Origin of the sequence: Arthrobacter sp. NPDC080082, from assembly GCF_040686595.1 — a bacterium.
Lineage (GTDB): Bacteria > Actinomycetota > Actinomycetes > Actinomycetales > Micrococcaceae > Arthrobacter.
This window is the reverse complement of sequence record NZ_JBFBKQ010000005.1, coordinates 129,896-156,037: the sequence shown is the minus strand read 5'-3', so window position 1 is coordinate 156,037 and position 26,142 is coordinate 129,896. Positions and strand designations below refer to the sequence as shown.

At 71.3% G+C, this 26,142-nt stretch carries 24 protein-coding genes and 1 riboswitch; of the genes, 7 read left to right on the top strand and 17 right to left on the bottom strand.

The genetic code is table 11. The features are described 5' to 3' along the window. Positions 1–6 precede the first annotated feature (6 nt). The 3 genes from AB0O44_RS11800 to arfB all read right to left on the bottom strand — a co-directional run bounded on the left by AB0O44_RS11800 (position 7) and on the right by arfB (position 3,392). Complete coding sequence (locus AB0O44_RS11800) at positions 7–1,695, bottom strand: alkaline phosphatase family protein (protein WP_364137555.1); 1,689 nt, start codon at positions 1,693–1,695, stop codon at positions 7–9. Beyond that, positions 1,692–2,798, bottom strand: coding sequence for an alkaline phosphatase family protein (locus tag AB0O44_RS11795; RefSeq protein ID WP_364137553.1), 1,107 nt, complete (start codon positions 2,796–2,798; stop codon positions 1,692–1,694). Before AB0O44_RS11795 ends, AB0O44_RS11800 begins: the two co-directional genes overlap by 4 nt. A gap of 171 nt (positions 2,799–2,969) precedes the next feature. Beyond that, positions 2,970–3,392, bottom strand: coding sequence for an alternative ribosome rescue aminoacyl-tRNA hydrolase ArfB (arfB, locus tag AB0O44_RS11790; RefSeq protein WP_290257990.1), 423 nt, complete (start codon positions 3,390–3,392; stop codon positions 2,970–2,972). A 144-nt stretch (positions 3,393–3,536) separates the two neighbouring features. Next, positions 3,537–3,623: riboswitch (Fluoride riboswitch) on the top strand. Positions 3,624–3,701: 78 nt separating this feature from the next. Between arfB and AB0O44_RS11785 the strand changes: the two genes are divergently transcribed. From AB0O44_RS11785 to AB0O44_RS11770, 4 genes are read left to right on the top strand one after another with little or no spacing between them, the layout of a single operon-like run. Continuing rightward, on the top strand, positions 3,702–4,298 hold the full coding sequence (locus AB0O44_RS11785; protein ID WP_364137551.1) for a universal stress protein: 597 nt from the start codon (positions 3,702–3,704) through the stop codon (positions 4,296–4,298). Continuing rightward, positions 4,298–4,834, top strand: coding sequence for a CrcB family protein (locus AB0O44_RS11780; protein ID WP_364137549.1), 537 nt, complete (start codon positions 4,298–4,300; stop codon positions 4,832–4,834). Before AB0O44_RS11785 ends, AB0O44_RS11780 begins: the two co-directional genes overlap by 1 nt. Further along, complete coding sequence (crcB, locus tag AB0O44_RS11775; protein WP_364137547.1) at positions 4,831–5,208, top strand: fluoride efflux transporter CrcB; 378 nt, start codon at positions 4,831–4,833, stop codon at positions 5,206–5,208. The genes AB0O44_RS11780 and crcB overlap by 4 nt, the downstream gene beginning before the upstream one ends. Beyond that, the gene (locus tag AB0O44_RS11770; RefSeq protein WP_364137545.1) at positions 5,205–6,482 is read left to right on the top strand and encodes an MFS transporter; all 1,278 of its coding nucleotides are present in this window, start codon (positions 5,205–5,207) and stop codon (positions 6,480–6,482) included. Before crcB ends, AB0O44_RS11770 begins: the two co-directional genes overlap by 4 nt. Before the next feature lie 4 nt (positions 6,483–6,486). Here the strand turns inward: AB0O44_RS11770 and AB0O44_RS11765 are convergent, their stop codons facing one another. The 5 genes from AB0O44_RS11765 to AB0O44_RS11745 form a co-directional block, all read right to left on the bottom strand. Continuing rightward, entirely contained in the window at positions 6,487–8,046 is a 1,560-nt protein-coding gene (locus tag AB0O44_RS11765) for a long-chain fatty acid--CoA ligase (RefSeq protein ID WP_364137543.1), read from the bottom strand. A gap of 27 nt (positions 8,047–8,073) precedes the next feature. Further along, entirely contained in the window at positions 8,074–9,270 is a 1,197-nt protein-coding gene (locus tag AB0O44_RS11760) for an acetyl-CoA C-acetyltransferase (RefSeq protein WP_364137541.1), read from the bottom strand. 64 nt (positions 9,271–9,334) lie between these two features. Beyond that, on the bottom strand, positions 9,335–10,597 hold the full coding sequence (locus AB0O44_RS11755) for an acyl-CoA dehydrogenase family protein (RefSeq protein ID WP_364137539.1): 1,263 nt from the start codon (positions 10,595–10,597) through the stop codon (positions 9,335–9,337). 145 nt (positions 10,598–10,742) lie between these two features. After that, positions 10,743–11,498, bottom strand: coding sequence for a TetR family transcriptional regulator (locus tag AB0O44_RS11750; protein WP_364137537.1), 756 nt, complete (start codon positions 11,496–11,498; stop codon positions 10,743–10,745). Beyond that, complete coding sequence (locus tag AB0O44_RS11745; protein WP_364137535.1) at positions 11,495–12,415, bottom strand: helix-turn-helix transcriptional regulator; 921 nt, start codon at positions 12,413–12,415, stop codon at positions 11,495–11,497. Before AB0O44_RS11745 ends, AB0O44_RS11750 begins: the two co-directional genes overlap by 4 nt. An 85-nt stretch (positions 12,416–12,500) precedes the next feature. On the opposite strand from AB0O44_RS11745, the gene ilvD reads away from it, so the two are divergent. Together ilvD and AB0O44_RS11735 are read left to right on the top strand one after the other, a co-directional pair. Beyond that, complete coding sequence (gene ilvD / locus AB0O44_RS11740) at positions 12,501–14,360, top strand: dihydroxy-acid dehydratase (protein WP_364137533.1); 1,860 nt, start codon at positions 12,501–12,503, stop codon at positions 14,358–14,360. A gap of 85 nt (positions 14,361–14,445) precedes the next feature. Next, positions 14,446–14,946: a DUF664 domain-containing protein gene (locus tag AB0O44_RS11735; protein ID WP_364137531.1), complete on the top strand. Its 501-nt coding sequence runs from the start codon at positions 14,446–14,448 to the stop codon at positions 14,944–14,946. Between the two features lie 51 nt (positions 14,947–14,997). On the opposite strand, the gene ggt is transcribed toward AB0O44_RS11735, so the two are convergent. From ggt to AB0O44_RS11700, 7 genes are all read right to left on the bottom strand, one after another. Beyond that, a complete protein-coding gene (gene ggt / locus AB0O44_RS11730) occupies positions 14,998–16,824 on the bottom strand; it encodes a gamma-glutamyltransferase (RefSeq protein WP_364137529.1) in 1,827 nt (608 codons plus the stop codon). Between the two features lie 91 nt (positions 16,825–16,915). Further along, a complete protein-coding gene (locus AB0O44_RS11725) occupies positions 16,916–17,395 on the bottom strand; it encodes an NUDIX domain-containing protein (RefSeq protein WP_364137527.1) in 480 nt (159 codons plus the stop codon). Next, positions 17,392–18,309, bottom strand: coding sequence for an SDR family oxidoreductase (locus AB0O44_RS11720; RefSeq protein ID WP_364137525.1), 918 nt, complete (start codon positions 18,307–18,309; stop codon positions 17,392–17,394). Before AB0O44_RS11720 ends, AB0O44_RS11725 begins: the two co-directional genes overlap by 4 nt. A gap of 395 nt (positions 18,310–18,704) precedes the next feature. Further along, positions 18,705–19,205: an N-acetyltransferase gene (locus tag AB0O44_RS11715; RefSeq protein ID WP_364137523.1), complete on the bottom strand. Its 501-nt coding sequence runs from the start codon at positions 19,203–19,205 to the stop codon at positions 18,705–18,707. 256 nt (positions 19,206–19,461) lie between these two features. Next, complete coding sequence (locus tag AB0O44_RS11710; protein WP_364137521.1) at positions 19,462–20,505, bottom strand: NAD(P)-dependent alcohol dehydrogenase; 1,044 nt, start codon at positions 20,503–20,505, stop codon at positions 19,462–19,464. Positions 20,506–20,723: 218 nt separating this feature from the next. Then, positions 20,724–20,996, bottom strand: a complete 273-nt coding sequence (locus AB0O44_RS11705) for a hypothetical protein (RefSeq protein ID WP_364137519.1) — start codon at positions 20,994–20,996, stop codon at positions 20,724–20,726. 30 nt (positions 20,997–21,026) lie between these two features. Continuing rightward, positions 21,027–22,049: an LLM class flavin-dependent oxidoreductase gene (locus tag AB0O44_RS11700; RefSeq protein ID WP_364137517.1), complete on the bottom strand. Its 1,023-nt coding sequence runs from the start codon at positions 22,047–22,049 to the stop codon at positions 21,027–21,029. 156 nt (positions 22,050–22,205) lie between these two features. Here AB0O44_RS11700 and hrpB point away from each other — a divergent pair, with 156 nt between their 5' ends. Continuing rightward, positions 22,206–24,851, top strand: a complete 2,646-nt coding sequence (gene hrpB / locus AB0O44_RS11695) for an ATP-dependent helicase HrpB (RefSeq protein ID WP_364137952.1) — start codon at positions 22,206–22,208, stop codon at positions 24,849–24,851. A 4-nt stretch (positions 24,852–24,855) separates the two neighbouring features. On the opposite strand, the gene AB0O44_RS11690 is transcribed toward hrpB, so the two are convergent. Both AB0O44_RS11690 and AB0O44_RS11685 read right to left on the bottom strand, forming a co-directional pair. Then, on the bottom strand, positions 24,856–25,776 hold the full coding sequence (locus AB0O44_RS11690) for a cation diffusion facilitator family transporter (RefSeq protein ID WP_364137515.1): 921 nt from the start codon (positions 25,774–25,776) through the stop codon (positions 24,856–24,858). Beyond that, positions 25,773–26,099, bottom strand: a complete 327-nt coding sequence (locus AB0O44_RS11685; RefSeq protein ID WP_364137513.1) for a metalloregulator ArsR/SmtB family transcription factor — start codon at positions 26,097–26,099, stop codon at positions 25,773–25,775. Before AB0O44_RS11685 ends, AB0O44_RS11690 begins: the two co-directional genes overlap by 4 nt. Positions 26,100–26,142: the final 43 nt, after the last annotated feature.

Sequence of the window (26,142 nt, the reverse complement as noted above, 5' to 3'; positions counted from 1 at the left end):
GCCGCGTCAGTAGGTCGCGGCGTTCGAGAGGATCAGCGGCGGCTGCGGGGCCTGGTTGAAGTCGAACGCCGTGGTCAGGTCGCCCAGCAGGGGGTTGGTCTCCCGCACGCTGGGCCGGCCGTCGGGGCGCCCGTCGGTGCCGGGGTCGATCCGCTGGCCGTGCAGGAAGTCGTCCTCGATGAACTTGATGTAGGCGTCGTGGCTGGTGGTCTGGTGGTCGATGTAGCCCTTCCGGGCGTACGGGCTGATGATCAGTCCGGGCACCCGGAGGCCGTAGCCGTTCTCGTCCGCCACGGGCGGGGCCACGTGGTCGTAGAACCCGCCCCAGTCATCCCAGGTCAGGAAGATCGCGGTGCTGTCCCAGTCCGGTCCGGACATGACAGCGTTGACCAGGCCGGCCACGTAGGCCTGGCCGGTCTTGATGCTGGCCGGGGCGTGTTCGCTGACCTTGTCGGTGGGCGCCACCCAGCTGACGGCCGGCAGGGTGCCTTGCTTGGCGGCGTCGTAGAAGTTCCCCAGCGCCTGGATGTTCCCCAGCTCGCCGTCCTCCTTGACCGTGTCGAAGTACAGCAACGGATTCCAGAGGCCCGGCGTCTTGGCGTCCTGCTTCACCGGGGCGCAGGTCGCGGCGTCGTCCCGGCAGTCCGGTTCGGTCCCGTTGAAAACGTAGTAGGCCCACGGAACGTGCTGCTGGTGGAGCAGATAGGTCAGGTCCGTCCAGGCGTAATCGGGGAGCTCGAGCTTCTTGGCGGCATCGCTGAGCTTTTTCTTCAGCGCGGCCGGGACCTGGGCCGCGTCAACCGCGGCCTGGCAGCTGGGGTAGGAGTCCGTGGGCTTGCAGCTGGCGCTGATCAACTGATCGATCTCGGTGGCCAGGTCCGGGCTGATGCCGGCCGCCTTGAGCGCGTCCTGGCAGGGCTGCAGGTCCAGGCCGGTCTGGCACTTGCCGATCAGGGTGTTACGGATGATCTCCGGGTCGGGTCCGCTGTCCGGGTTCTGCAGTTCGTTGACGCACGACGACGGGTCCCCGGCCCTGCTGCACTTCGCTGACCACTCCGAGACCAGATAGAGGTGGGCGGGCAGGCTCCAGGCCGACGCCGCGGCGAAGAGGTGGTCCTGCAAGGTGAAGTTCTGGGCGTAGGCCCAATAGTTCGGCAGGTCGGTGCCGTCGTGATAGCCCATCACGTCGGTGGCCTTGGTGTTGTACTGGCAGGCCGCAGCCGTGGCGGCGCAGCCGGAGAGCCCCTTCTCCGCCTGGGCCACGAAGCCGTCCATGGCCCCGCCGTTGACGTCGGCGACCTCGTCGGAGTGGCTGTGCGGTGCCCCCGCGTTGTTGACCTCCGGGTTGTGGTAGGGCCGGATGCAGCCACCGTGGCCCGGATCGGGCAGGCAGACCGACGGCGTCCCATCCTGCATGGGGATGCCGTCCGCCCCGGGGTAGGTGCCGAAGTAGCTGTCGAAGGACCGGTTCTCCTGGGTGATGATCACCACGTGCCTGATCTTGGCGATGCCCTGGGCCGGCGCCTGCAGCAGTTGGAGACCGCCCAGGACGTTGCCGATCAGCCCGGTGCCGCCCGCTCCGGCGCCGGCCAGCACCGCCACCAGCACCAGCAGGGCCACGGTGGAGCCGGCGGCGATCACCAGGCGTCGCCGCCCGAACCGGCCGATGCGGCCACGGAGGGTGCGCTGACTCATGGCTGCCCCTGGGATCCGGAGCGGTAGACATCGCCGCCGAAGGCGTTGACCCCGGGCTGGGCCGCGCCGGCCAGGCGGGGCAGGCCGAAGATGTCCTCCATGCTGGCCAGCAGGCTGTAGTGGTTGTACGCCCGGTCCGAGCTGCCGCCCGGGACCGTGAACGGCGAGAGCACCAGGGCCCCGACCTTGCCTCCCGCCGTGCCGCCGGCGACGCCCGACGACGGTCCGACGGCGCCGCCGTCGGCCTCGTCGAAGGTGATCACCAGCATGCCGTCCTGCTGGTAGGCGGGGGAAGCGAGGATCGCCGGGACCTGGCTCTTCAGCCACTCATCCGCCGTGCCCAGGCCGCCGGCGGTTCCGTCCACGCAGGGGCTGTCGTGGCCGTCGTGGCAGAGGTTTGGCGTGATGTAGGACAGGTTTGGGGTGGTGGCTGCGGAGGAGAGGTCGTGCGCCAGCGCCGAGTAGTTGACGACGTTCCGGCCGCAGCCGGAGCCGTCCGTGATGGAGCGGAAGTAGACGAACGGGTTGTGCCGGGTGGCGTACTGGTCCCCGGCGGTGGCGGCGACGTGGGTGTCGACGGCGTCCGGTTGCGGGTGCTCGCACGGGGTGGCCATGTCCTCCATGTAGCCGCGCCAGGTCTTGTGCGCCGCGTCCAGTTGCCCGGCGAGGGTGGGAACGTCGGCCGGGAAAAGGCACCCGTCGCCCAGCAGTTGGCCCTGGGAGTCCAGCCCCGTCCCGCTGAAGGGCGTGTACGTGTGGCAGTCATGTTCGGTGCTGGTGTTCGGCGGCTGGCCGGAGATCTGGGCCAGGTAATTCGGCAGCGAGTTGTGGGAGACGCCGTAGTAGCTGTCCAGCAGGACGCCCTGGGCGCGCAGGGTGCCGGAGAGGTAGGGGGCGGGGGAGCCGTTGCCCCAGACCCGGTCGAAGCCTTTGTTTTCGAGGTTGATCACGAAGATGTGCCCGGGCGTGCCGGTCCGTTGGGGCGCGGCGGCGGGAGGCTGGCAGGCCGTGACCGCGGTGAGAAGCAGGGCGAGCAGGAAGGCGACCCGTGCGGCATGGCGGCGCCGACTCCGGTGCGCGCTCCGGTGGGAAAGCAGGGTCACGGTCAGCTCCTCTCGGGACCGCCGGGGAAGCCGTTTCCGCGCCTCCGGGTGGGGGAGCAACGGGATACCCGGTTCAAAAACTGTGCCATGCCGCGGAGGCTCCGCTCCCGCGTGAAGGCTGTGAGTTCCCCTTGAATTTCGGTGGCCCGAAACTTACTGGCGTCTCGCCGGCTACTCGGCGCTGGGCCGGCGGCGCTGCTGCTTCGTCGCGGAGCGCAGTTTCTTCCCGGCCAGCCGCCGCCGGGTGGAGCCGCGGGTGGGGGAGGTTTTGCGCCGGGCGGCGGGTCCGGGCGCCAGTGCCTCCGCCACCAGGTGGACAAGGCGGGCTGCGGCGGCCTCCCGGTTGCGGAGCTGGGACCGGCGCTCGGACGCGGCGACGGTCAGGACACCGCCGGTCAGCCGGCCTTCCAACCGGCGGCCCAGCAACTCCCGCTGGTCCTCCCGCAGCGAGGGCGATCCGGTGACGTCCCAGGACAGTTCCACCCGGCTGTCCGAGGTGTTCACGTGCTGGCCGCCGGGGCCGGAGGAACGCGAGAACCGCCAGCGCAGTTCCGACGCCGGGATCGTCAGGGAATTGTTCACCTCCAGGTCCATGCCACCAGCGTGTCACAGAACTCGCGGCCGTCGGCGGAACGATTGGCGGGACGACCCGGCGCCGCGCCCGCCGCCGTCGGGCCCCTCACCCGGCGCTCCGCCCTGCGGTGCGGCGTGGCGCCGTTCCGGGTGCGGCGTGTAATCTCTGAACACGGCGATGGATCCCGCCGGAACGGCCTGCACTCCGCACCCCGTTCGAACCGCCTCCTGGCTGATGGTTCCTGCCTTTGCACCAACGAAGGTGGGTGACCCGGGCTGACAGCCGCGTCGCCGCGACGCCTCACACAGACGCCACAGGACAGGAGCATCATGACACCAGCAGGACCCGTCCCCGGCCCGGCGGACCCCGCCGCCGGAGGGCAGCACGCCGCGTCCGGACACACCTCCGGCTCCATCGATCGCATCGCCGGGCCCGTGGTCATGGGCGCGGTCCCGGGCCAGCCGCCGGCCGTCGCCCACCGGGCCGCCGAGCTTGCGCTCAGCCTGGGTGTTCCCCTGATCTGCGCCTACGTGGACGTCACCAGCTACCTCGCCGATGACCCCGCCGGCCGCCGTCCTGGTGATCCCAGCGGCGCCCGGCCGATCGATCCCGACGGCATCGACGACGACGTCGAGGGGATCGCCGCGGCGCTGAAGGCCCGGCTGGGGGAGACCCTGGACGCCGGCGGCGTGCCTTGGTCCTTCGTCGCCCTGGCCGGGGACCCCGCGCGGGCACTCGGCCGGCTCGCCGAGGCCAGCGGCGCCTCGATCATCGTCGTCGGGACGCGGGAGCGTGGCCTCGGCGCCCGCTTCGAGGAGCTGCTGGTCGGCTCGGTGGCCGTGCACCTGACCCACCGCCAGCACCGCCCTGTCCTGGTGGTCCCGCTCGCCCCGCAGCCCCGGCACCACGCACGGGAGGGCCGGTAATGGAACCCCGCACCCCGGACACCGTCCCCGCCGCCCGGCCGGACGGCACCGACGCCGCGGCGTCCGGCCCCGGGCACCGTGCCCCCGGCTCCGGGCACCCGTCGCCGGAGCCGGCACGCCTCCGGCGACCGCTGCACCTGCACCCGGGCTTCCTGCTGCTGGTGGTGGCCGGCGGGATCGCCGGAACGCTGGCCCGCTACGGCCTCGGCTCCGTCCTGCCCGCCCCCGGCGGCTGGCCGCTGCCCACCCTCGTGATCAACCTGGCGGGGGCGTTCCTGCTGGGCCTGCTGCTGGAGGCCCTGATCCGCCGCGGCCCCGACGCCGGGCGGCTCCGCGTCATGCGGCTGCTCCTTGGCACCGGGTTCATGGGCGCCTTCACCACGTACAGCACCCTGGCCTTGGAAAGCAACGGACTGCTCGCCGCCGGCCGCTCCCTCGACGCGCTGGCGTACGTGGGAGCCTCCCTGGTGGGCGGTTTCCTCTCCACCTTCGCCGGCATCCGGCTGGCCTCCGCGCGGAAGGGGGCAGCCGCATGAGCCCGCTCACCGTCGCCCTGCTGGGCCTGGCCGGGGGCCTCGGCGCCGCCTCCCGGTTCCTGCTGGACGGACTGATCCGCAGCCGGGTCCGCGCCGCCCTCCCCGTGGCCACAATCGTCATCAACGTCACCGGCTCCCTCCTCCTCGGCCTGATCGCCGGGGCCGTCGGAGCCCACGCCGCACCGCCGGAACTCCAACTCATCGTCGGGACCGGGTTCCTGGGCGGCTACACCACCTTCAGCACCGCCAGCTTCGAGACCGTGCGCCTGGTCCAGTCCGGCCGGTCCGGGCTGGCGCTGGTCAACGGCCTCGGCACGGCCCTCGCCGCGGTCGGTGCGGCCGCCGGCGGCCTGGCCCTGGGCGGGCTGCTGTGAGCTCCCTTGGCCAGCCGGCACAGGCCCAGCCGGTAACGGCCGCGCGCCGCGGAAACCGGTTCGGCCCGATGGGCTTCGTCCTGTCCTTCGGCGTGGTCAGCATGCTGGCCGACGTCGTCTACGAGGGCGCCCGCGCCATCACCGGCCCATACCTGGCCACCCTCGGCGCCAGCGCCGTGATGGTCGGCTTCATCACCGGCGTCGGCGAGGCAGTGGCGCTGGTCCTCCGGCTCGGAACCGGGCCGCTGGCTGACCGCACGCGCAAGTACTGGCCGCTGACCATCGCCGGGTACGCCCTGACCGCCGTCGCCGTCCCGCTGCTGGCCCTCGCCGGGTCCCTCTGGCAGGCCTCCGCCCTGGTGATCACCGAACGCTTCGGCAAGGCCGTCCGCACCCCCGCGCGCGACACCATGCTCTCCCACGCCGGGGCGACGCTGGGCCGCGGCCGAGCCTTCGCGATCCACGAGGCGCTCGACCAGTCCGGCGCCCTGGTGGGCCCGCTCCTGGTCAGCCTGATGATCGCGGTCTCCGGTTATCAGCTGGGATTCGGCGTCCTCGCCATCCCCGGCACGCTGGCCATCGCCGCGGTCGTCCTGCTCCGGCGCTTCGTCCCGGCCCCCGAGCGGTTCGACGCCGGGCTCGCCGGCGACGGCACCGCCACCATTGCAGCCGCCCACGTGACAGTGCCCGCCGCACCGGCCGTCCGCACGCCGCTGCCGGCCCGGTTCTGGTGGTACAGCGGCTTCACCGCCGTGTCCATGTTCGGGTTCTCCACCTTCGGCGTGGTCTCCTACCACCTGGAGGTGGAGAAGGTGCTGGCGCCGGCCCTGATCCCCGTGACCTACGCCGTGTCGATGGGCGCTGCGGCCTTGGCGGCGCTGGCCTCGGGTGCGCTGTACGACCGGATCGGATTGCGCGGACTGCTGGTGGCTTTGCCGTTCACCGCCGCCGTGCCGTTCCTGTCCTTTTCGGATTCGCCCGCCCTGGTGTGGGCCGGCGCGGCGGTCTGGGGTGCGGCCCTGGGCATCCACGAATCCACCCTGCGCGCCGCCGTCGCGGACCTGGTCCCGGCCGCCCGGCGCGGCACGGGGTACGGGATTTTCACCGCCGTCTATGGCCTTGCCTGGCTCGCGGGCTCAACCATCATCGGCGCCTTGTACGCCTCGGCCCCGGCGGGGCTGGGGGTCTTCACTATCGCCACCCAGGTGGCCGCCCTGCTGGTCTTCATCCCGCTGCTGCGTTCCGGCGCGGGGCGGCCCGCCGCGTCGGCGTAGGCGCCTATCCGGCCGGGTCGGCGGCGAGTTCGCGCTTGAGGATTTTGCCGCTGGGACCCAGCGGCAGTTCGCTCAGCAGCCGGATGATGCGCGGGTACTTGTAGGCGGCCAGCTGCGAGCTGGCGAACTCGACCAGTTCCGCTTCCGTGACCGTGGCCCCGGCGTCGAGCACGATCGCCGTGGCGACCTCCTGGCCGTGGACCTCGTGCGGGACGCCGTAGACGGCGGCGCTGACCACCTGCGGGTGGGTCAGCAGCAGCTCCTCGACCTCGCGTGGGTAGACGTTGTAGCCGTTGCGGATGATCATGTCCTTCTTGCGGTCCACGATGGTGAGGTAGCCGTCGTCGTCCTTGGTGCCCAGGTCGCCGGTGCGGAACCAGCCGTCGACCACGGCTTCCGCGGTGGCCTCGGGCCGGTTCAGGTAGCCCTTCATCAGCAGGTGGCCGCGGACCACCAGTTCGCCGAGTTCGCCGTTGGGCAGCAGTTCGATGCTCTCCACGGTCTCGGCCCGGGCGATTTCGATGTCCACGCCCCAGATCGGGATGCCGATGGTGCCCGGCCGCGGCGTCATGCCGACGTGGTTGAACGCCGCCACCGGGGAGGTCTCGGTCAGCCCGTAGCCTTCGTGGATTTCGATGCCGAACACCTCGCGGAACCGGTCCATCACCGCCAGCGGCAGCGACGCCCCGCCGGAGATGCCGTAGCGCAGATCCGCCGGCCGCACCGCCGTCGACTTTGCGGCCTCCAGCAGCGCCACGTACATGGTGGGCACCCCGACGAAGACGTTGACCTTGTGCTTGGCCACCAGCTCCAGGGCGCCCTGGCCGGTGAACCGCGGCAGCAGCACCACGGTGGCGCCCGCGCGCAGCCCGGCGTTCAGGACCACCGTCTGGCCGAAGGTGTGGAAGAGCGGCAGGCCGCCGAACAGCACGTCCCCGGGCTTGAAGTCCATCACGCTGGTCAGGATCACGGAGGTCTGCTCCACCAGCGCGAAGTGCGTCCCCAGCGCACCCTTGGGCTTACCCGTGGTGCCGGAGGTGTAGAGGATCGTGGCCGTGTCCGAGGGCCGGCAGGGTTCGTAGCTGCGGATCGGTTCCGCCGCGGCGGCCTCCGCCTCGAGCCGGGGCAGGTCCCCGCCCTCGGGCGACATGACCGTCAGGACGTCGACGCCGCTAGCCGCGGCCCCGGCGGCGCCCTCGCCCAGGAGGGCGTCCGCGCAGATCATCAGCCGCGCGCCGCTGTCCTGCAGGACGTACTCGATTTCGCGGGCCTTGAGCAGGGCGTGCACCGGCACCACGATCGCGCCGAGGGTCAGCACCGCGTAGTACACGCGGGCGAAGTCCGGCACGTTCGGGATCAGCACGGCGACCGCGTCGCCCGGGCCGATGCCGCGGGCCCGCAGCGCGCCGGCGTACTCCCGGGTCTGCCGCCAGAGATCGCCGTAGCTGGTCCGGTCCTCCCCGACGATCAGAGCCGTCCGGTCCGGGGAGCGGCGGGCGGACTCCGCCAGGATTGCCGCGACGGAAATGGTGGCGAAACCGTCGCCGCTGGTGGTGTTGGTCATGGCCTGCTTCTTCGTCGGAGGGGGTGGTTAGGCTTTGAGGACCAAGGCGTCGCCCTGGCCGCCGCCGCCGCAGAGGGCGACGACGCCGGTGCCGCCGCCGCGGCGCTTCAGGGCGAGTGCCTGGTGCAGGACCAGGCGGGCCCCGGAGGCGCCGACGGGGTGGCCGAGGGCGATCGCGCCGCCTTCGGCGTTGACGACGTCGGTGTCGATGCCCAGGTCGTTGGCGGACTGGATCAGCACGGAGGCGAAGGCCTCGTTGATTTCCACCAGGTCCAGGTCCTTGGCGTGCAGTCCCTCCTGGGCGAGGGCACGGTCGATGGCCCGCGCCGGCTGGGAGTGCAGGGAGCCGTCCGGACCGGCGGTCTGGCCGTGGGCGCCGATCTCGGCGATCCACTCCAGGCCGGCGGCGATCGCGGCTTCCTTGCTGGCGATGACGAGGGCCGCGGCGCCGTCGGATAGCGGTGAGGCGGAGCCGGCGGTGATGGTGGCGGCGGCGTCCTTGGAGAACGCCGGGCGCAGCTCCGCGAGGGACTCGGCGGTGGTGTCGGCGCGGATTCCCTCGTCGTGTTCCAGGGTCAGGGCCGGGCCCTTCCGCTGGGGCACCTCGATCGGGGCGATTTCCTCGGCGAGGATCCCGGCGGCGCGGGCGGCCTCGGCGCGCTGGTGCGAGCGGGCCGCGACGGCGTCCTGCTCCTCGCGGCTGATCAGTCGTTCGACGTTGCCGGCGTCCGTGGCCTCGCCCATCAGCTTGCCGCTGACCGGGTCCTGCAGGCCGTCGTGGTTGAGGGAATCGAGCATGGGCGCGTCGCCGATAACGACGCCGGCGCGCAGTCCGGGGACCAGGTGCGGGGCGTTGGTCATGGATTCCTGGCCGGCGGCGACGATGAAGTCGGCCTCCCCGGCGCGGATCATCCGGGCGGCGTCGATCACGGCCGTGAGGCCGGAGAGGCAGAGCTTGTTGATGGTGACGGTGGGGACGTCCCAGCCGATGCCGGCGGCGAGGCTGGCCTGCCGGGCGGGGCCCTGGCCCGCGCCGGCCTGGATGACCTGGCCGACGATCACGGCGCCGACCTGTTCGGGGGCGACGCCGGTGCGCTCCAGTGCGGCACGGATGGCGTGGGCGCCCAGTTCGCTGGAGGAGAAGGCGGACAGGCCGCCGCGGAAGCGGCCGAACGGGGTGCGGGCGCCGCCGAGAATGACCGGGGTGATGGCGTTCTGGTTCATGGGTGGGTCCTTTGGTGGGTGGCGTCTGTCAGGGGACGGCGAATCAGGCGAAGGCGTGGAGGGGTCAGGCGAAGGCGGAGGTGCCGGTGATGCCGCGCCCGATGATGAGCGCCTGCATGGTCTCCGTGCCTTCGTAGGTGTGGATGGCCTCGATGTCGGCCAGGTGCCGGGCGACGCGGTTGGCCAGCAGGATGCCGTTGCCGCCGAGCAGGTCGCGGGCGTTGGAGGCGATGCCGCGGGCCAGCCGGGTGCAGGTGTACTTGGCCAGCGCGGCCTGTTCTGCGGTCAGGGTTCCGGCCTCGTCCAGCCGGGTCATCTGCACGACCATCAGCTGCATGGTGGAGAGCTCGCTGAGCATGCGGGCCAGCCGTTCCTGCACGATCTGCGAGGAGGCCAACGGGCGGCCGAACTGCTTGCGCTGCTTGGCGTACTGGACGGCAGTCTCGTAGCAGGCGGTCGCGTGGCCGACGGCGGACCAGGCGACGCTGAGCCGGGTGGCCAGGAGCACGCGGGCGGTGTCCTTGAAGGTCCGGGCGCCCGGCAGGATGTTCTCCTCCGGAACGAAGACGTTCTCCAGCCGGATGTGGGCCTGCCAGATGGCGCGCAGGGCAAGCTTGCCCTCGATGGTGGTGCCGGTGTATCCGGGGGAGTCCTGCGGGACGAGGTAGCCGTGGACCTGCCCGTCCTCGCCGCGGGCCCACACCACGCTGAGGCCGCCGATGGAGCCGTTGCCGATCCACTTCTTCTCGCCATTGAGCAGGACGCCGCCGTCGGTGGGGGTGGCGGTGGATTCCAGGCCCACGGAGTCGGATCCGTGGGTGGGTTCGGTGAGGGCGAAGGCGGCGTACTCGGTGCCGTCGGCGATGGGCGCCAGCCAGCGCTGCTTCTGTGCCTCGGATCCGCATTCTGCGACCGAGCGGAGGGCCAGGCCGCCCTGCACGGCGATCATCGTGGCCACGGAGCCGTCGCCGCGGCTGATTTCCATGGTGACCAGGCCGGCGGCCATGCTGCTCATCGGGGAGTGGCCCTCGACGTCGATCCCGTCGCGCAGCAGGTCCAGTTCGCCGAGGCGGCGCAGCAGGTGCACGGGGTACTCGGCGCGTTCCCAATAGCCGTCGATCACCGGCAGCACCTCGTCCTGGACGAAGCCGCGGGCGCGGTCCCAGTAGGCGCGGTCCTCGCCGCCGATGCCGGTGAAGAGGGCTGCCGGGTCGGTTCCCAGCGCCTCGGTCAGGAGGTAGTCCGGCTCCACGGTGCCGGCGGGGAAGCCGGCCGGGACGGTGCTGGAATGTTCGGTGGCCGCGGAGGCGGGCGACGTCGTCGTCATGTGCGTGCTGGTCCTCGTCGATAGCGTCGGCGGCTGCGCCGCCCGTGGCGTGGCTCACACCACGTCGATCAAGGATGCAATGAAACGCAGTTCCACGTCAAGAAACTCCGTTCCAAGGTGGCTGCGGCGCGTTGGGGGGAACTCGTCAGGGGAGCGCGTCGCGGACCGCGCGGGCCACGGCGTCCTTGTCCGCGGCTCCGGCCAGCACGGTCACCACCACGGTGCTGGCTGCCGCAGTCGGGGCGGTGCCGAGCAGGACCGGGCGGAACAAGGCGGACAGGCCGCGGAGTTCCGTGGCGAGATCGCGCATCCGCCCGGTGTCGGCGTTCTCCTGCTGTCGGGTTTCTTCGGTGGCGGGGGAGCGCAGCCATTGGCGGAGGAAGGCGTTGTGGACGGCGACGACGGCGGCCGCGTAGGCGACGGCGGTGTGCTCACGGTGATCCGCCCCGGCCAGTTGGTCACCCGTTCCGGCGGCGGCGGAGGCGGCGGCCGGCAGACGGTCCAGCAGGTGCACGAGGAAGGCGCGCTCGTACCGGTGCGAGGTGACCAGTTCCCGGTCCCGGAGCGAGGGCACGGCCTGCATCAGTTCGTAGCGTGCCAGGGAAGTTTCGCGGTGGCGCAGGTGGTGCTCGAACACCAGCAGGGCGGCGTCCTCGACGGCGGCGAGCGGATCCTGCCGGGAGTCGGCCAGCCGTCCGGTGACCTGCGCCAGGATCCGCTCGTGGTCGGCGAAGACCACGTCTTCCTTCGACCCGAACTTGCGGAAGAAGGTGCTGCGGCTCATCCCGGCGGCCTCGGCGAGTTCCTCCACGGAGGTGGCGTCGAAGCCCTGCCGGGCCAGCAGCCCGATGGCGGCGGCCGCCGGGCTGTCGGCGTCGTGGGTCAGGGGCTGGCTGGTCATGGCCCGAAAGTAGCACACCGCCGGGCCCGGCCCGGGTCGGATCGCCCCGGATCGCCCAGGCCCGGGCCGGCGCCGGATTCCTGGCTGGCCGGCGGGATGAGCCGTCCCATCAGGGACCCGGCACCGCTGCCCGGAGCCGGCGTGTAGACCACCAGGTGAAGGTCCGGCCGGTCCGAGGGGGAGAGCTGATGGTGTTCCAACCGCAGGATGCCGACGCTCGGGTGGCGGAAGACCCTCTCCCGCGACTCGAAGCCAAGAATGTCGTACCGGTCCCAGCCCTCCTTGAACTCCGGGCTGGCGGACTTGAGCCGTTCCACCAGGTTCCTGACGTCGACGTCGCCCAGGCGCTGCCCGGTTTCGGCGCGGAACTCGGCCAGGAACCGCTGGCTGGTCACCTCCCAATCCGGCAGGAGGTCCCGGACGTAGGGGTCTGTGAAGACGAGCCACAGCAGGTTGCGGTCGGCAGCGGGCACCGTGGCGATGTTGGGGAAGAGGGCCGCGTAGGCGCTGTTCCAGCCCGCAATGCCCCAGTCAGGAAACAGGGCGAACGATGGGTTCGGGTCCAAGGCGTCGAGCAGGCGCTGGAGATGGGCGGGGGCGGTGGCCGCCGCGGCGGGACCCGGCCCGACGGCGGCGTAGCCCCCGAGGGAGAGGACGTAGTCCAGTCCGGCGTCCGAGAGATGCAGGGCCCGGCCGACCGCTTCGAGGACCTGGCGGGACGGGTTGATGTCCCGTCCCTGCTCCAGCCAGGTGTACCAGGTCACGCTGACGCCGGAGAGGAACGCTACCTCCTCGCGGCGCAGGCCCCGCTCGCGGGTGCGGGACAGGGGTGGGAGGCCGTAATCCACCCGAACGGCCTGGTTCCGACGGGCCCGCAGGAAGAGCCCCAGTTCTTTGCGACGATCGGCGTGCTGCACCTAGAAATACTATTACTCTGTTAGTTCTACTACTAGTATCAAGGCCGTCTTCACCCCGGCTGCGGCGCAGTGCAGGATGATACACATGCCTGCACTTCGCTCTAAAACAGTCACCCACGGCCGCAACATGGCCGGAGCCCGCGCCCTGCTGCGCGCCTCCGGCGTCGCCAACTCGGACATCGGAAAACCGATCATTGCCGTGGCCAACTCCTTTACGGAGTTCGTCCCCGGCCACACCCACCTCGCCCCCGTGGGGCGGATCGTCTCCGACGCGATCCTGGCCGCCGGAGCGGTTCCCCGCGAGTTCAACACCATCGCCGTGGATGACGGCATCGCCATGGGCCACGGCGGCATGCTGTACTCGCTGCCCTCCCGGGACCTGATCGCCGACTCCGTGGAGTACATGGTCAACGCCCACTGCGCCGACGCCCTGGTCTGCATCTCCAACTGCGACAAGATCACCCCCGGCATGCTGATGGCCGCGCTGCGCCTGAACATCCCCGTGGTGTTCGTCTCCGGCGGCCCCATGGAGGCCGGCCGCGTCACCCTGACCGACGGCTCCGTCCGCTCCCTGGACCTGGTGAACGCCATCTCCGACGCCGTGGACGAGTCGATCTCCGACGCCGACATCAACCTCATCGAAGAAAACGCCTGCCCCACCTGCGGATCCTGCTCCGGCATGTTCACCGCCAACTCGATGAACTGCCTCACCGAGGCCATCGGCCTGTCCCTGCCCGGCAACGGCTCCGTGCTCGCCACCCACACCGCGCGCAAGGCGCTGTACGAGAAGGCCGGGACCACCGTCGTCGAGCTCGTGAAGCGTTACTACGACGGCGACGACGAGTCGGTGCTGCCCCGTTCGATCGCCACCGCCAAGGCCTTCGACAACGCCATGGCGCTGGACATCTCCATGGGCGGATCAACCAACACCATCCTGCACCTGCTGGCCGCAGCCCAGGAGGCGGGCGTTGACTATGGCCTGGCCGAGATGGACGCCAAGTCCCGCCAGGTACCCTGCCTGGCCAAGGTTGCCCCGAACGTGGCCAAGGACCGGACCTACTACATGGAGGATGTACACCGTGCCGGCGGCATCCCCGCACTGCTGGGCGAGCTGAACCGCGGCGGCCTCCTGCACAAGGACGTCCACTCGGTGCACTCGTCCGACCTGGACGGCTGGCTGGACGACTGGGACATCCGCGGCGGCAAGGCCACGGAGGAAGCCAGCGCCCTGTGGCACGCGGCCCCCGGCGGCGTCCGGTCCTCCACCGCGTTTTCCCAGTCGAACGAGTGGACCTCGCTGGACACCGACTCCGCCGAAGGCTGCATCCGCTCCGTGGAGCACGCCTACTCCAAGGACGGCGGGCTGGCCGTGCTCCGCGGCAACGTGGCCGTGGACGGCGCCGTGGTGAAGACCGCCGGTGTGGATGAATCCATCTGGACCTTCTCCGGCCCGGCCCTGGTGTGCGAATCCCAGGATGAGGCCGTGGAGAAGATCCTGAACAAGACGATCAAGGAAGGCGACGTGGTGGTCATCCGCTACGAGGGGCCCAAGGGCGGTCCGGGCATGCAGGAAATGCTGTACCCGACGTCGTTCCTCAAGGGCCGCGGCCTGGGCAAGAAGTGCGCCCTGATCACCGACGGCCGTTTCTCCGGCGGCACCTCCGGCCTGTCCATCGGGCACATCTCCCCGGAGGCTGCCTCCGGCGGGGCCATCGCCCTGGTCGAGGACGGGGACATCATCAGCATCAACATCAGCCAGCGGTCCCTGCAGCTGGAAGTCAGTGACGAACTGCTGGCCGAGCGGCGGGAGAAGCTGCTGATCAACGGCGGCTACAAGCCCAGGGACCGGGAACGCGAGGTCTCGGCCGCGCTGCGGGCGTACGCCGCCATGGCCACCTCCGCCGACAAGGGTGCCGTCCGCGACGTAACGCTCCTGGGAGGCTAGGCACCGCCGGCCGCCTGTCCGCGCACAACAACGGGCCGTTCGTGTGCCAGCATGGGCGGACGAACGACGCCAGGGAGGGAATGGAATGAAATCCAACGAACTGCTGCTCAATGCTTTTGGCCGGATCCGCGAAACGGTGGAGGCCGTGCTGGACGGAACGGGCGAACGAGACCTGGCCCGGCGCCCGGGAGGGACCGGTAATTCCATCGCCTGGCTTCTCTGGCACCTGGCCCGGGTGGAGGACGCTCAGGTTTCCTCTGCGGCCGGCGTTCCGCAGGTCTGGACCGCCCAGGGCTTCGTTGCAAGGTTCGGCCTTCCGCTGCCCGAGCGGGACACCGGCTACGGGCACTCGTCCGACCAGGTGGACTCCGTGACCGCCGGACCGGACCTGCTGCTGGAGTACTACGACGCCGTGCACCGGCAGACCGCCGGCTTCATCGAAGGCCTGGACGACGGCGCGCTGGACCGGGTGGTGGATGAGCGGTGGGATCCGCCCGTCACCCTGGGCGTGCGCCTGGTCAGCACCGTGGCCGACTGCCTCCAGCACGTGGGCCAGGCCGCCTACGCCAAGGGCCTGGGCGGCTGATCCGCCCAGGCCCGTGGTCAGGCTGGTTGCTGCGTGTGAAACCGCCGGCGGCTACCGGCCGGCGCTGAGCACCATGGCCGAGCCGCCGCCGCGGCGGACCGGTTCGGCGGCGGCGGTTAGCCGTCCGCCGGGTCCGAACTCGATCGCCGTGGCGGCGCCGATCTCCGCTGCGGACGTGAAGGCGTCACCCGAGGGCGTGAACTGGTGCCCGAACGGGGTGAGCTGATCGCCGTAGGCCGCGATGAAGGCCGGCTCCGCGGTGACCTTCGCCGTGTTCCGCTGCGAGGCGCGGGGCGCGGCGATGGCCTCCGAGATGGTCATGCCCAGGTCCACCCGGTTCAGGATGGTCTGCAGGACGGTGGTGATGATCGTCGACCCGCCCGGCGAGCCCAGGGCGACGAACGGGGCGCCGTCCTTGAGGATGATGGTCGGGGACATCGACGAACGGGGACGCTTCCCGGGTTCGATCCGGTTCGGGTCCTGCGCGTCATAGACCGTGGAGAAGTCGGTCAGCTCGTTGTTGAGCAGGAAGCCGCGGCCGGGAACCACCATGCCCGATCCGCCGGTCTGTTCGATCGTGAGCGTGTACTCGGCCACGTTGCCCCACTTGTCCGCCACCGTGAGGTTGGTGGTGGAGATGTTCTCGGTGTCCTTTTCGCTGGCCGCCGGCGCCGTGGAGGCGGGGCACACGCCGTCGTAGTTGGCGACATCGCCCGGCGCCACCGGCTTGGTGGCCGCGTGCAGGGGATCGATCAGGCAGGCGCGCTCCTTGCCGAAGAGCGGATCGGTCAGGGCCGCCGTCGGGACCGTGACCTTGGCCGGGTCGCCGACATACTTGCCGCGGTCGGCGAACGACAGGGCGCTGGCCTCCAGGTAGTGGTGCAGCGCGCCGGCGGTGGACAGGCCGGAGAGGTTGGTGGGGGCCAGGATGTTCAGGGCCTCGCCCACGGTGGTGCCGCCGCTGCTGGAGGGAGCCATGCCGTAGACGTCCAGTCCGCGGTAGCCCACCCGCGTGGGGGCCTGGTCCGCGGCCCGGTAACCGGCCAGGTCCGCCGTCGTCATCGATCCCGCGGGCACGGGCAGCGTGGTCCCGGGGGCCTTGGCGGGGTTCTGGACGGTGGCCGCGATGTCGGCGGCCAGCGGCCCGGTGTAGAAGCCCGCGGTGCCCTGCTTGGCCAGGAGCCGGTAGGTCGCGGCGAGGTCGTGGTTCTGGAAGATGCTGCCGACGGCGGGGGCGTCGCCGCCGGGAAGGAACAGCTCGCTGGTGGCCGGGAACGCGGCGAACCGGGCCTTGTTGTCCAGGGTCTGCTGGCGGAAGGTGGGGTCGACGACGAAGCCGCGGTCGGCCACCTTGATGGCCGGTTTCAGGGCCTCGCCCAATCCCAGGCTGCCCCACCGTTCCAGGGCGCGCTGCCAGGTGGCCGGGGTGCCCGGGACGCCGACGGCGACGCCGCTGGTGACCAGTTCCGGGGTGAACCGGTAGGGCTTCCCGGTGGACTTGTCGATGAAGGCGTCGGGGGTGATGCCGGCCGGCGCGGTTTCCCGGCCGTCGATGGTGCCCACCGACTTGCTCTTGGCGTCGTAGTACACGAAGTACCCGCCGCCGCCGACGCCGGCGCTGTACGGTTCGGTGACACCCAGGGTGGCGGCGGCCGCGACCGCTGCGTCGGCCGCGTTGCCGCCTTTGCGGAGGACCTCGATCGCCGCGGCGGACGCCTCCGGATCGACGGTGCTCACGGCGCCGCCGTACCCGGTGGCGGTGGGGGTCTTCTCCGTCCCGCGGGGATCGGCGACGGCGGGGCCCGCGACGGCGCCGCCGGCCACGGTGAGTGCCAGCGCCGCCGTCAGGGCGGAGAGCCTGCGTCCTGGTGTTTTCATGAATGCTCCCGGTGAAGAGGTCTGTCGATTGATGTCACACTACGTGTCGATTTTGTGACATTCAATGACAAGACGTTCTGCGTCGGGGGCGTCAGGTCGGTTCCGGCCTCCCGTCGAGGCGCCGGACCAGGGCGTCGAGTATGGGGAGCTGGCCGCGGACCAGCCGGAGCCTGGCCTCGTCCTCGCCAACCCATTCGGCTGCGTCGATCTCGGGGAATTCCCGGATGGTGCCCGAGCCCCTGGGCCACTCCAGCGGGAAGGTGTTGCTGACGATCCGCTCCGGGGCGAAGTCCGTCTCCGCGGCGAAGACGGTGACTACCTTCCCGGATGACTGCCGGAAGCTGCCCAACGGAACGTAATCGGCCTCGGGCGGCGGGGTGCCGATCTCTTCGGTGAACTCACGCCGGGCCGCGGCGAGCGGGTCCTCCTGGTCCGTGTGGATGCCCTTCGGGATGGACCAGGACGCGGTTTTCTTGCGCGCCCAGTAAGGACCGCCCATGTGGGCGATCCAGACCTCCAGCCCGGCGCCGGTCCGGCGGTAGAGCAGCAGGCCCGCGCTGTGGACGGTCACTGGGCTGCCGGGTCCGCTTCGTTGCCGGTCCCGTGTTCCGGCGCGGCGTCCTTGAGCGCGGCCACGGCCGAACGCACCGCGTCGGGCATGGTGGTGGCCGGCCGCCCGATCAGGGATGCGAGCTGGCCGGAGGTGACCAGAAGGTCGCCGCGGGCAATGCCGACGTCGGAGTCGGCGAGGATGCCGGCGAAGTCCGCGGGGACCCCGAATCCGGCGAGCATCCCGGCGTAGTCCGCGGCAGGGAGGTCCTGGTAGGCCACAGGTTGTCCGGCCGCCGCGCTGATCTCGGCCGCCAGTTCCGCCATGGTGAAGGCCTGGTCGCCGCCGAGTTCATAGACCTTGCCGGCCTGGTCATCGGCCAGGAGCACGGCTGCGGCCGCGTCCGCGTAGTCGGCGCGGGCGGCGGCGCTGACCTTGCCGTCACCGGCGCTGCCGGCGAAGCCGCCCTGGGCCAGGGTGCCCGGCAGCTGTTCGGTGTAGTTCTCCAGGTACCAGCCGTTGCGCAGGAGGACGTGGGGTAGCCCGGATTCGGCGAGGAGCTTCTCGGTGGCCTGGTGTTCGGCGGCGAGCTTCATTTCCGTGCTGTCCGCGTTGGCGATGCTGGTGTAGGCGAGGAGTTCCACGCCCTCGGCCCGGGCGGCGTCGATGACGGTCCGGTGCTGTTCGAGGCGCTGGCCGACGGCGCTGCCGGAAATCAGCAGCACCTTCGACGCACCCTTGAGGGCCGCCGCGACCGACCCGGCGTCGTCGTAGTCCATGGCCCGGACCTGGACGCCGCGGCCGGCAAAATCATCCAGCTTGTCGACGGCGCGGCCGACGGCAACGAGCTCGCCTGCGGGGGCGCCTCGGCGGAGCAGGGCTTCCAGGACGAGGCGGCCCAGGTGGCCGGTGGCGCCGGTGACAACGATGCTCATGATGGTTCCTCTCGGGTGGTGTGCTCTTCCGAGGGCTTCAACAAGCGGGCGGCACCGGATCATCCCGGCGGCTCACGCAGTCCAACCATCCGGCCCGGGGGGGCGCCTGACCCGGGAGGCCGGGCCCGGGCCGCTACCAGTTCTGCGGGTCGTTGAGCCGGCACAACTGCGAACTGCACTGCCGGTCGCTGACCTGCCAGTCGGGTTGCCGGGCGGACGCCTGCCGCTGGTCGGTCCAGTTCGGAACCACCCGGGATCCGCACGCCGGACAGGGCGGCTCCACGTGGGCGCGTCGCTGTGCCTTATTCATATTTCCCCCAAGAAATGTTGAAACGTACCCGCCACGGTAGCAATAACTCCAGTGACGTTACAAAACCCGGGGGCGGGGGTGGGTCCTATGCGTCGTCGTCGGTGAGGCGGCGGAAGTCGCGGGAGAGATAGAACGCCAGTGCGGCGAAGTTGCCGCTGTCCACCGTAACCGCCACCGTGTTGCGGCCCTGTATCTGGAGGGTGTCGAGGCAGTGGCTCAGCAGTTCGTCGGCCAGGCCCTGGCGGCGGAAGTCGGGGTGGGTGAAGAGTTCGGCGATCACGGCGTCCCATTCCCCGTCGCTCCCGGGGGCCGGTTCGGTGACGATGATGGCCGCGGTCAGCTGGCCCTCTGGTCCGGTCAGGACGGCGGAGGCCTCGGGGAGGTGGGTGCCCTCCGCTCCGGCGAGGAGCGCGTCGATCCAGCCGGTGGCCCGCTCGGGCGGCTGGGGCAGGCTCTCCGCGTATGACTCGTGATACATCCGTGAGAGTTCGTCGACGTCGTCGGGCTTGATGGGGCGGAGGGGAACGCCGCGGCGGGTGGAGCCGCCGGCGGCCGTTTCAGCGGTGAGGACGAACAGGGGATTCACGGCGACCTGCACTCTCTCCTGGGCGGAGTCCGGGGATGCCCGGGCCGGGGCGGTGCGCTCCGGCCTTCCATCCAGACTGTACCGCCAATATTGCGCCCAGGTTTCGGGCCGGTGATATTTGTGGAGATCTTTCGGCTGCCCTGTAGCCCGGACACAGGAACGGCCCGGCGGCACAGGGGATTCCTGCGCCGCCGGGCCGTCTGCCGGCACGGTGGACGGGCCGCACGCGGCGGACCGTCCCGGGTGGAGGGTGTGCCTAGCTGAGCGTGGCCGTGTCGATGACGAAGCGGTAGCGCACGTCGGAGGCCAGAACCCGCTCGTAGGCCTCGTTGATCTTCTCGGCCGGGATGACCTCGATCTCGGCGCCCAGGTGGTGCTCGGCGCAGAAGTCCAGCATCTCCTGGGTCTGGCGGATGCCGCCGATCATGGAGCCTGCGAAGGAGCGCCGGCCGCCGATCAGGGCGAACGCGTTGACCGGCAGCGGCTCGGCGGGGGCGCCGACGTTGACCATGGTGCCGTCGAGGCGCAGCAGCTGCAGGTAGGAGCTGATGTCGAGCGAAGCGCTGACCGTGTTGATGATCAGGTCGAAGCTGCCGGCGAGCTCACTGAAGGTGTTCTCGTCGCTCGTGGCGTAGTAGTGGTCGGCGCCCAGCTTCAGGCCGTCTTCCTGCTTCTTCAGCGACTGCGAGAGCACGGTCACCTCGGCGCCCATGGCGTGGGCGATCTTGACGGCCATGTGGCCCAGGCCGCCCAGGCCGACGACGGCGACCTTCTTGCCGGGGCCCGCGTTCCAGTGCTTCAGCGGGGAGTAGGTGGTGATGCCGGCGCACAGCAGGGGAGCGGCGACGTCGAGCTCGATGCCCTCCGGGATCCGCACCACGAAGTCTTCGGTGACAACGACGTGGGTGGAGTAGCCGCCCTGGGTGATGGTGCCGTCACGGTCGACGGCGCCGTAGGTGCCGGTGTTGCCCTTGAGGCAGTACTGCTCTTCGCCGGCCTGGCAGTTCACGCACTCGCCGCAGGAGTTGACCATGCAGCCGACGCCGACGCGGTCGCCGACGGCGTGCTTGGTGACGGCGGAGCCGACCTCGGTGACGATGCCGGCGATCTCGTGGCCGGGAGCAAGCGGGTAGGACTGGGGGCCCCAGTCGCCGCGGACGGTGTGGATATCCGAGTGGCAGATGCCGGCGAACTTGATCTCGATCAGGACGTCATGGGGTCCGACGTCGCGGCGTTCGATCGTGGTGGGGACCAGGTCGCCGGTGGCGGACGGTGCGGCGTAAGCGTTAACGGTAAGCATGTATCTCCAGTGTGTATCTGTGATTCGTTAGCGGTCTGGGGAGAATCAACAACAGCTGCCGGCGGGGGATCAGCCCAGGGCTGCGCCGGAATGTGACCCCGGCCGGCGAACCGATCGGAGCCACAGTGGGAGACAACAGCGCCCCCGGCGGGATTGTTCCGCAGTGTGCTGATTAATTTTTCGTTTGAGTCCGACGCCGGCGCCGTGTGGAAGGCGGGTCAGGCGCGTCCGCGGGCCATGTCAGGGCGGACACGGACGAACTCGATCCGGTTGCCGGAGTTGGTCCGTGCCTTCGGTGTCCGGGAGAAGCCCTTCGCGTCCAGGTTGTTTCCGGCCCGGAACTCGGCCAGCGACCGGTCGTAGGCGGCGTTGAGGTCCCGTCCGGTGAACTCCGCGGTGGAGCCGTCGCTGAAGGTGATGGTGACGGGGGTGCCGGCCGGAAGGTGCCGAGGCATCCGGATGAAGCCCTCGTCGTCCTGCTGGAAGTGCATCAGGGGGTCTGCTCTCTGTGGGGGACAGGCTCAGCGCCAGCCCAGTTGCGGGGCGACGTGCTTGAGTACGGACTCGATGACGTGGGCGTTGTAGTCGACGCCCAGCTGGTTGGGGACGGTCAGCAGCAGGGTGTCGGCCGCGGCGATCGCCTCGTCGTCGGCCAGTTTGGCGGCGAGTTCGTCCGGGGCTCCGGCGTAGGAGCGGCCGAAGATCGCCCGGGTTTTTTCGTCGATGTTGCCGATCTGGTCCGAGCTGCGCCGGTCACGGCCGAAGTAGTGCCAGTCCCGCTCGTCCGTCAGGGCGAAGATGCTGCGGCTGACCGACACACGGGGTTCGCGCTGGTGGCCGGCGTCCTTCCAGGCCTGCCGGTAGAGCTCGATCTGTTCGGCCTGCTGGATGTGGAAGGGCTTGCCGCTCTCGTCGTCCTTGAGCGTGGAACTCTGCAGGTTCATGCCGAGTTTCGCGGCCCAGACCGCGGTGGCGTTGGACCCGGAGCCCCACCAGATCCGCTCACGGAGCCCCGCCGAGTACGGCTCAATCCGCAGCAGCCCCGGCGGGTTCGGGAACATCGGCCGGGGGCTCGGCGCGGCGAAGCCCTCGCCCTTCAGTACCTCGAGCAGCCGTTCGGTGTGGCGGCGGCCCATGTCGGCGTCGGATTCGCCGTCCGCCGGGGTGTAGCCGAAGTGCCGCCAGCCGTCGATGACCTGCTCGGGTGACCCGCGGCTGATGCCGAGCTGCAGCCGTCCGCCGCTGATCAGGTCCGCTGCCGCGGCGTCTTCGGCCATGTATAGGGGGTTCTCGTAGCGCATGTCGATGACGCCGGTGCCGATCTCGATGCGGCTGGTCCTGGCGCCGACCGCCGCCAGCAGCGGGAAGGGAGAGGCGTACTGCTGGGCGAAGTGGTGGACCCGGAAGTAGGCGCCGTCCGCGCCCAGTTCCTCGGCCGCGACGGCGAGGTCGATCGCCTGCAGGAGGGCGTCCGAGGCGCTGCGGGTGCCGGACTCCGGGTGGTCGGTCCAGTGGCCAAAGGACAGGAAACCAATGTTTTTCACACCAGCCCCAACGCGCCGCCGGGGGTTCCTATTCCGTCCGTCGGGCCGTTCTGCGGGTGGGGAACGGCGGCGTGCGGCCCGGTGCGCCGGGGCGGGGAGAATGGATGTGTGACTGCCCCCGCCAGGAATCCCCGCTTCCATCGCCATCCCTTTGACATGGGTGCCATCGGCGCGGGCCTGGTATTCGCCGGGTCCCTGGGAGAGCTAACCGGGGCGCTGGCGGCCGGTGGCCCCGGTGCTGCCGCGGTGGTAGAGGCGCCGCCGGGGACAGGAAAGACCACGCTGGTGCCCCCCTTGCTGGCGAACCTGGCACTGGCCGGCGACGCGGCCGCCGCCCCGAACGGGGCGCCCGCCCGGATCGTTGTCACCCAGCCCCGCCGGGTTGCCGCCCGCGCCGCAGCCCGCCGCCTCGCCGCCCTGGACGGCAGCCCGCTGGGGGAGCGGGTGGGCTACGCGGTACGCGGCGAGCGGCGGACCGGCCCGGACACGCTCGTGGAATTCGTCACCCCGGGGATCCTGCTGCGTCGCCTGCTCGCCGACCCGGGACTGGAGGGGACCGCCGCCGTCGTGCTGGATGAGGTGCACGAACGAGGGCTGGAGACGGATTTGCTGCTGGGCATGCTGGCCGAGGTGCGCCAGCTCCGCGGCGACCTGGCCCTGGTCGCAATGTCCGCCACCCTGGACGCGCGCCGCTTCGGCGAACTGCTTGGGGACGCCGAAGCCTCCCCGGCCGTTCCGGCGCCCGTCGTCGGCTGCCCCAGCGCGCTCCATCCGCTGGAGGTGCAGTGGGCGCCCCCGCCGGGACCGCGGCTGGACGCCCGCGGTGTGACGCGCTCCTTCCTGGACCACGTCGCGGACACGGCGGCCGCCGCCCACGCCGCCGCCCTCGCCGCCGGGGACGATCTCGACGCGCTCGTCTTCGTGCCGGGCGCCCGGGAGGTCACGCACGTGGCGTCCCGGCTGCGGGGACGGACGACGGCGGAGGTGCTGGAGCTGCACGGCCAGGCAGACCCCGCGACCCAGGACCGGGCGGTCTCCGGGCGCGTCTCCGGCGAACAGCCGCGGATCATCGTCAGCACCGCGCTCGCCGAATCATCCCTCACCGTCCCGGGCGTCCGCCTGGTGATCGACTCGGGCCTGGCCCGCGAACCGCGCCGCGACGCGGCCCGCGGCATGACCGGCCTGGTCACTGTGTCCTGTTCCCGGGCGTCTGCGGGCCAGCGGGCCGGCCGTGCCGCGCGTCTCGGCCCGGGCCGGGTGGTCCGCTGCTACGACGAGCGCAGTTTCGGTTCCGCCCCCGCGCACCCCACCCCCGAGATCTCGGTTGCGGACCTCACCGGGGCCGCGCTGGTGCTCGCCTGCTGGGGTTCCCCCGAGGGCCGCGGCATGGCCTTGCCGGATGCCCCGCCGGCCGCGGCGATGGCCGACGCCGTCGAGGTCCTGCGGGAACTGGGCGCCGTCGGACCCGACGGCCACGCCACCGGCCTCGGCCGCACCCTGGCACGCATCCCCGCCGACCCGCGGCTGGGCCGCGCGCTCCTGGAGGGCGGTACCGCGGTGGGCCCCCGAGCGGCCGCCGAGGCCGTCGCCGCCGTGTCCGGCGGCCAGCGCGCCCCCGGGGCGGACCTGCCCGGGCTGCTGGCGGCACTGCGCTCGGGCAGTGATCCGGGCGCGCGCAGTTGGGCCGACGAGGTGCGGCGGCTGGAGTCGATCGCCCGTACCGCGGGCGCGGGTGGCGGAAGTGCGCCCAAACCGGCGCCCTCCGCCGCCGCGGAGACCGGGAAGAAACTGGCCGGCCCGGGGGCGCCGGGTGAGGAGGCCGGCCACGTCGTCGCCCTCGCCTTCCCCGACCGGGTGGCGCGCCGGGTGCCCGGCCCCGGCGACCGTTACCTGCTCGCCTCCGGCACCCGCGCCGCCCTTCCCGGCGGCAGCCGCCTCTCCGGGCAGGACTGGCTCGCCGTCGCGGAGGTCAGCCGCGCCGACGGTCACGAGGCCGCGGGCACCGGCGCCGTCATCCGCGCCGCGGCGCCGCTTGTCCCGGTAGATGCCGAAACCGCCGCCGCGCACCTGCTCACCGACACGGTGGTCGCGGCCCTCGACGGCGGCCGGGTGACCGCCCGCCAGGAACGCCGGCTGGGTGCGATCGTGCTGTCCTCCACCCCGGTACGTCCGACGCCGGAAACGGGCCGCGCGGCCGTGGGCCGCGCCCTCGCGGGGGCGGGGCTGGGCGCCATCGGCTGGTCACCTGCTGCCGACGCGCTCCGCCGCCGGCTGGCCCTGCTGCACCGGGAGCTCGGCGCGCCCTGGCCGGATGTCTCGGAGGAGGCCCTGTTGGCCCGGCTGGAGGACTGGCTGGCGCCCGAACTCGAGGCGCTGGCCGCGGGTGGCCGGACTGCCGGCGTCGACCTCCTGGACCCGCTGCGGCGGTTGCTGCCCTGGCCCGAAGCGTCCCGCTTGGCCGAGCTGGCGCCCGAATCCCTGAAGGTTCCCAGCGGCTCGATGGTCCGCATCGATTACCCCGCGGCGGACGACGACGGCGGCCGGCCCGTCGTCGCGGTCAAGCTGCAGGAGTGCTTTGGCTGGGATCGGACGCCCCGGCTGGTGGAGGGCCGGGTGCCGGTGCTTTTCCATCTGCTGTCCCCGGCGCGGCGGCCGCTGGCGGTCACGGACGACCTTGCCTCGTTCTGGTCCGGGCCGTACGCCCAGGTCCGCGCGGAGATGCGCGGACGCTACCCTAAGCACCCGTGGCCGGAGGACCCGTGGACGGCCCCGGCCACCGCGAAGGTCAAGAACCGGATGTAGGCGCCTAGTGGGGCAGGTGCTCCTGGTCCCGGTGGGCCGCCGGTTCGAGCTGGAAGGTGGAGTGCTCAACGGAGATGTCGAAGTGTTCGGCAACGCAGCGCTGCAGGTCGGCCAGGATGGTCGCGGCGTGGCCGTCGGTGAGGCACTCGTCCTCGAGGGTGACGTGCCCGGTAATGACCGGGGTGCCGGACCCCACCAGCGAGGCGTGCAGGTCATGGACGTCGATCACGTGCGGCAGTGCCAGGATGTGGGTCCGCACCTGGCCCAGGTCGAGGCCCTTAGGGGTGCTCTCGAGCAGGACGTGCACGGTCTCCATCAGCAGTTTGAGGGTCCGCGGGATGATCAGCGCACCGATCAGCAGGGACACCAGCGCGTCGGCCCGGGTCCAGCCGGTCCAGGCGATCACCAGGGCGGCGACGATCACCGCCACGGAGCCCAGAGCGTCATTGAGCACCTCGAGGAACGCGGCGCGCATGTTGAAGTTGTGCTTCCGGCCGGCGGCCAGGACCAGCAGGCCCACGGCGTTGCCGGCCAGGCCGATCACGCCGAACCAGAGCATCAGCGAGGATCCCACCTCGGGGGGCTCGAACAGGCGCCGGATGCCTTCGACGATCACGAACGCGCCCACGATCAGCAGAAGCCCCGCCTGCAGGGCCGCGGCCAGGATCTCGGCGCGCTTGAAACCCCAGGTCCGCTTCATGGTGGCGGGCCTGAGCGCCAGGGACGCCGCGATCAGCGCGATCAGCAGGCCGGCCGCGTCCGTGAACATGTGTCCGGCGTCGGCCAGCAGGGCCAGGCTGCCCGAGAGCACCGTGCCGGTGATCTCCGCAACCATGACCAGGACCGTGATGCCGAAGACCAGCAGCAGCCGGGTGCGGTTGCCGTCGGCGTCGACGGCGTGGGAGTGGTCGTGGTGCCCGCTCACGGCGCGCAGTCCTCGTCCGGGCAGGTGCAGATGGGCTCCACGGTGAGGATGACCTCCAGCAGGTCCCCGAGGGCGTGGGCGAGCTTGGCGTCCGAGAGTTCGTAGCGGACCTTGCGCCCGGCCGGTTCGGCGACGACGAGGCCGCAGTCCCGCAGGCAGGCCAGGTGGTTGGAGAGCATCTGCCGGCTTACGCCGAGGGACTCGGCCAGCTCGCCCGGGAACGCCGGCCCGTCCTTGAGCCTCAGCAGGATCGAGGACCGGGTGGGGTCCGCGAGCGCCTTGCCGAACCGGGCCAGGACGCCCGTGCTGGTCAGTGTCTGCATGCGAAAATACTACAGCGATTTCTGTACTGTCGAAGCGGGTATC

Bases quoted from the DNA above. Each gene is read 5' to 3' on its own strand.
- AB0O44_RS11710 (WP_364137521.1), bottom strand. From the start codon at position 20,505: ATGCTTACCGTTAACGCTTACGCCGCACCGTCCGCCACCGGCGACCTG.
- AB0O44_RS11785 (WP_364137551.1), top strand. From the start codon at position 3,702: ATGACACCAGCAGGACCCGTCCCCGGCCCGGCGGACCCCGCCGCCGGA.
- AB0O44_RS11735 (WP_364137531.1), top strand. From the start codon at position 14,446: ATGAAATCCAACGAACTGCTGCTCAATGCTTTTGGCCGGATCCGCGAA.
- AB0O44_RS11780 (WP_364137549.1), top strand. From the start codon at position 4,298: ATGGAACCCCGCACCCCGGACACCGTCCCCGCCGCCCGGCCGGACGGC.
- AB0O44_RS11705 (WP_364137519.1), bottom strand. From the start codon at position 20,996: ATGCACTTCCAGCAGGACGACGAGGGCTTCATCCGGATGCCTCGGCAC.
- AB0O44_RS11765 (WP_364137543.1), bottom strand. From the start codon at position 8,046: ATGACCAACACCACCAGCGGCGACGGTTTCGCCACCATTTCCGTCGCG.
- AB0O44_RS11685 (WP_364137513.1), bottom strand. From the start codon at position 26,099: ATGCAGACACTGACCAGCACGGGCGTCCTGGCCCGGTTCGGCAAGGCG.
- crcB (WP_364137547.1), top strand. From the start codon at position 4,831: ATGAGCCCGCTCACCGTCGCCCTGCTGGGCCTGGCCGGGGGCCTCGGC.
- ilvD (WP_364137533.1), top strand. From the start codon at position 12,501: ATGCCTGCACTTCGCTCTAAAACAGTCACCCACGGCCGCAACATGGCC.
- AB0O44_RS11720 (WP_364137525.1), bottom strand. From the start codon at position 18,309: ATGAGCATCGTTGTCACCGGCGCCACCGGCCACCTGGGCCGCCTCGTC.
- AB0O44_RS11755 (WP_364137539.1), bottom strand. From the start codon at position 10,597: ATGACGACGACGTCGCCCGCCTCCGCGGCCACCGAACATTCCAGCACC.
- AB0O44_RS11800 (WP_364137555.1), bottom strand. From the start codon at position 1,695: ATGAGTCAGCGCACCCTCCGTGGCCGCATCGGCCGGTTCGGGCGGCGA.
- ggt (WP_364137529.1), bottom strand. From the start codon at position 16,824: ATGAAAACACCAGGACGCAGGCTCTCCGCCCTGACGGCGGCGCTGGCA.
- arfB (WP_290257990.1), bottom strand. From the start codon at position 3,392: ATGGACCTGGAGGTGAACAATTCCCTGACGATCCCGGCGTCGGAACTG.
- hrpB (WP_364137952.1), top strand. From the start codon at position 22,206: ATGGGTGCCATCGGCGCGGGCCTGGTATTCGCCGGGTCCCTGGGAGAG.
- AB0O44_RS11760 (WP_364137541.1), bottom strand. From the start codon at position 9,270: ATGAACCAGAACGCCATCACCCCGGTCATTCTCGGCGGCGCCCGCACC.
- AB0O44_RS11750 (WP_364137537.1), bottom strand. From the start codon at position 11,498: ATGACCAGCCAGCCCCTGACCCACGACGCCGACAGCCCGGCGGCCGCC.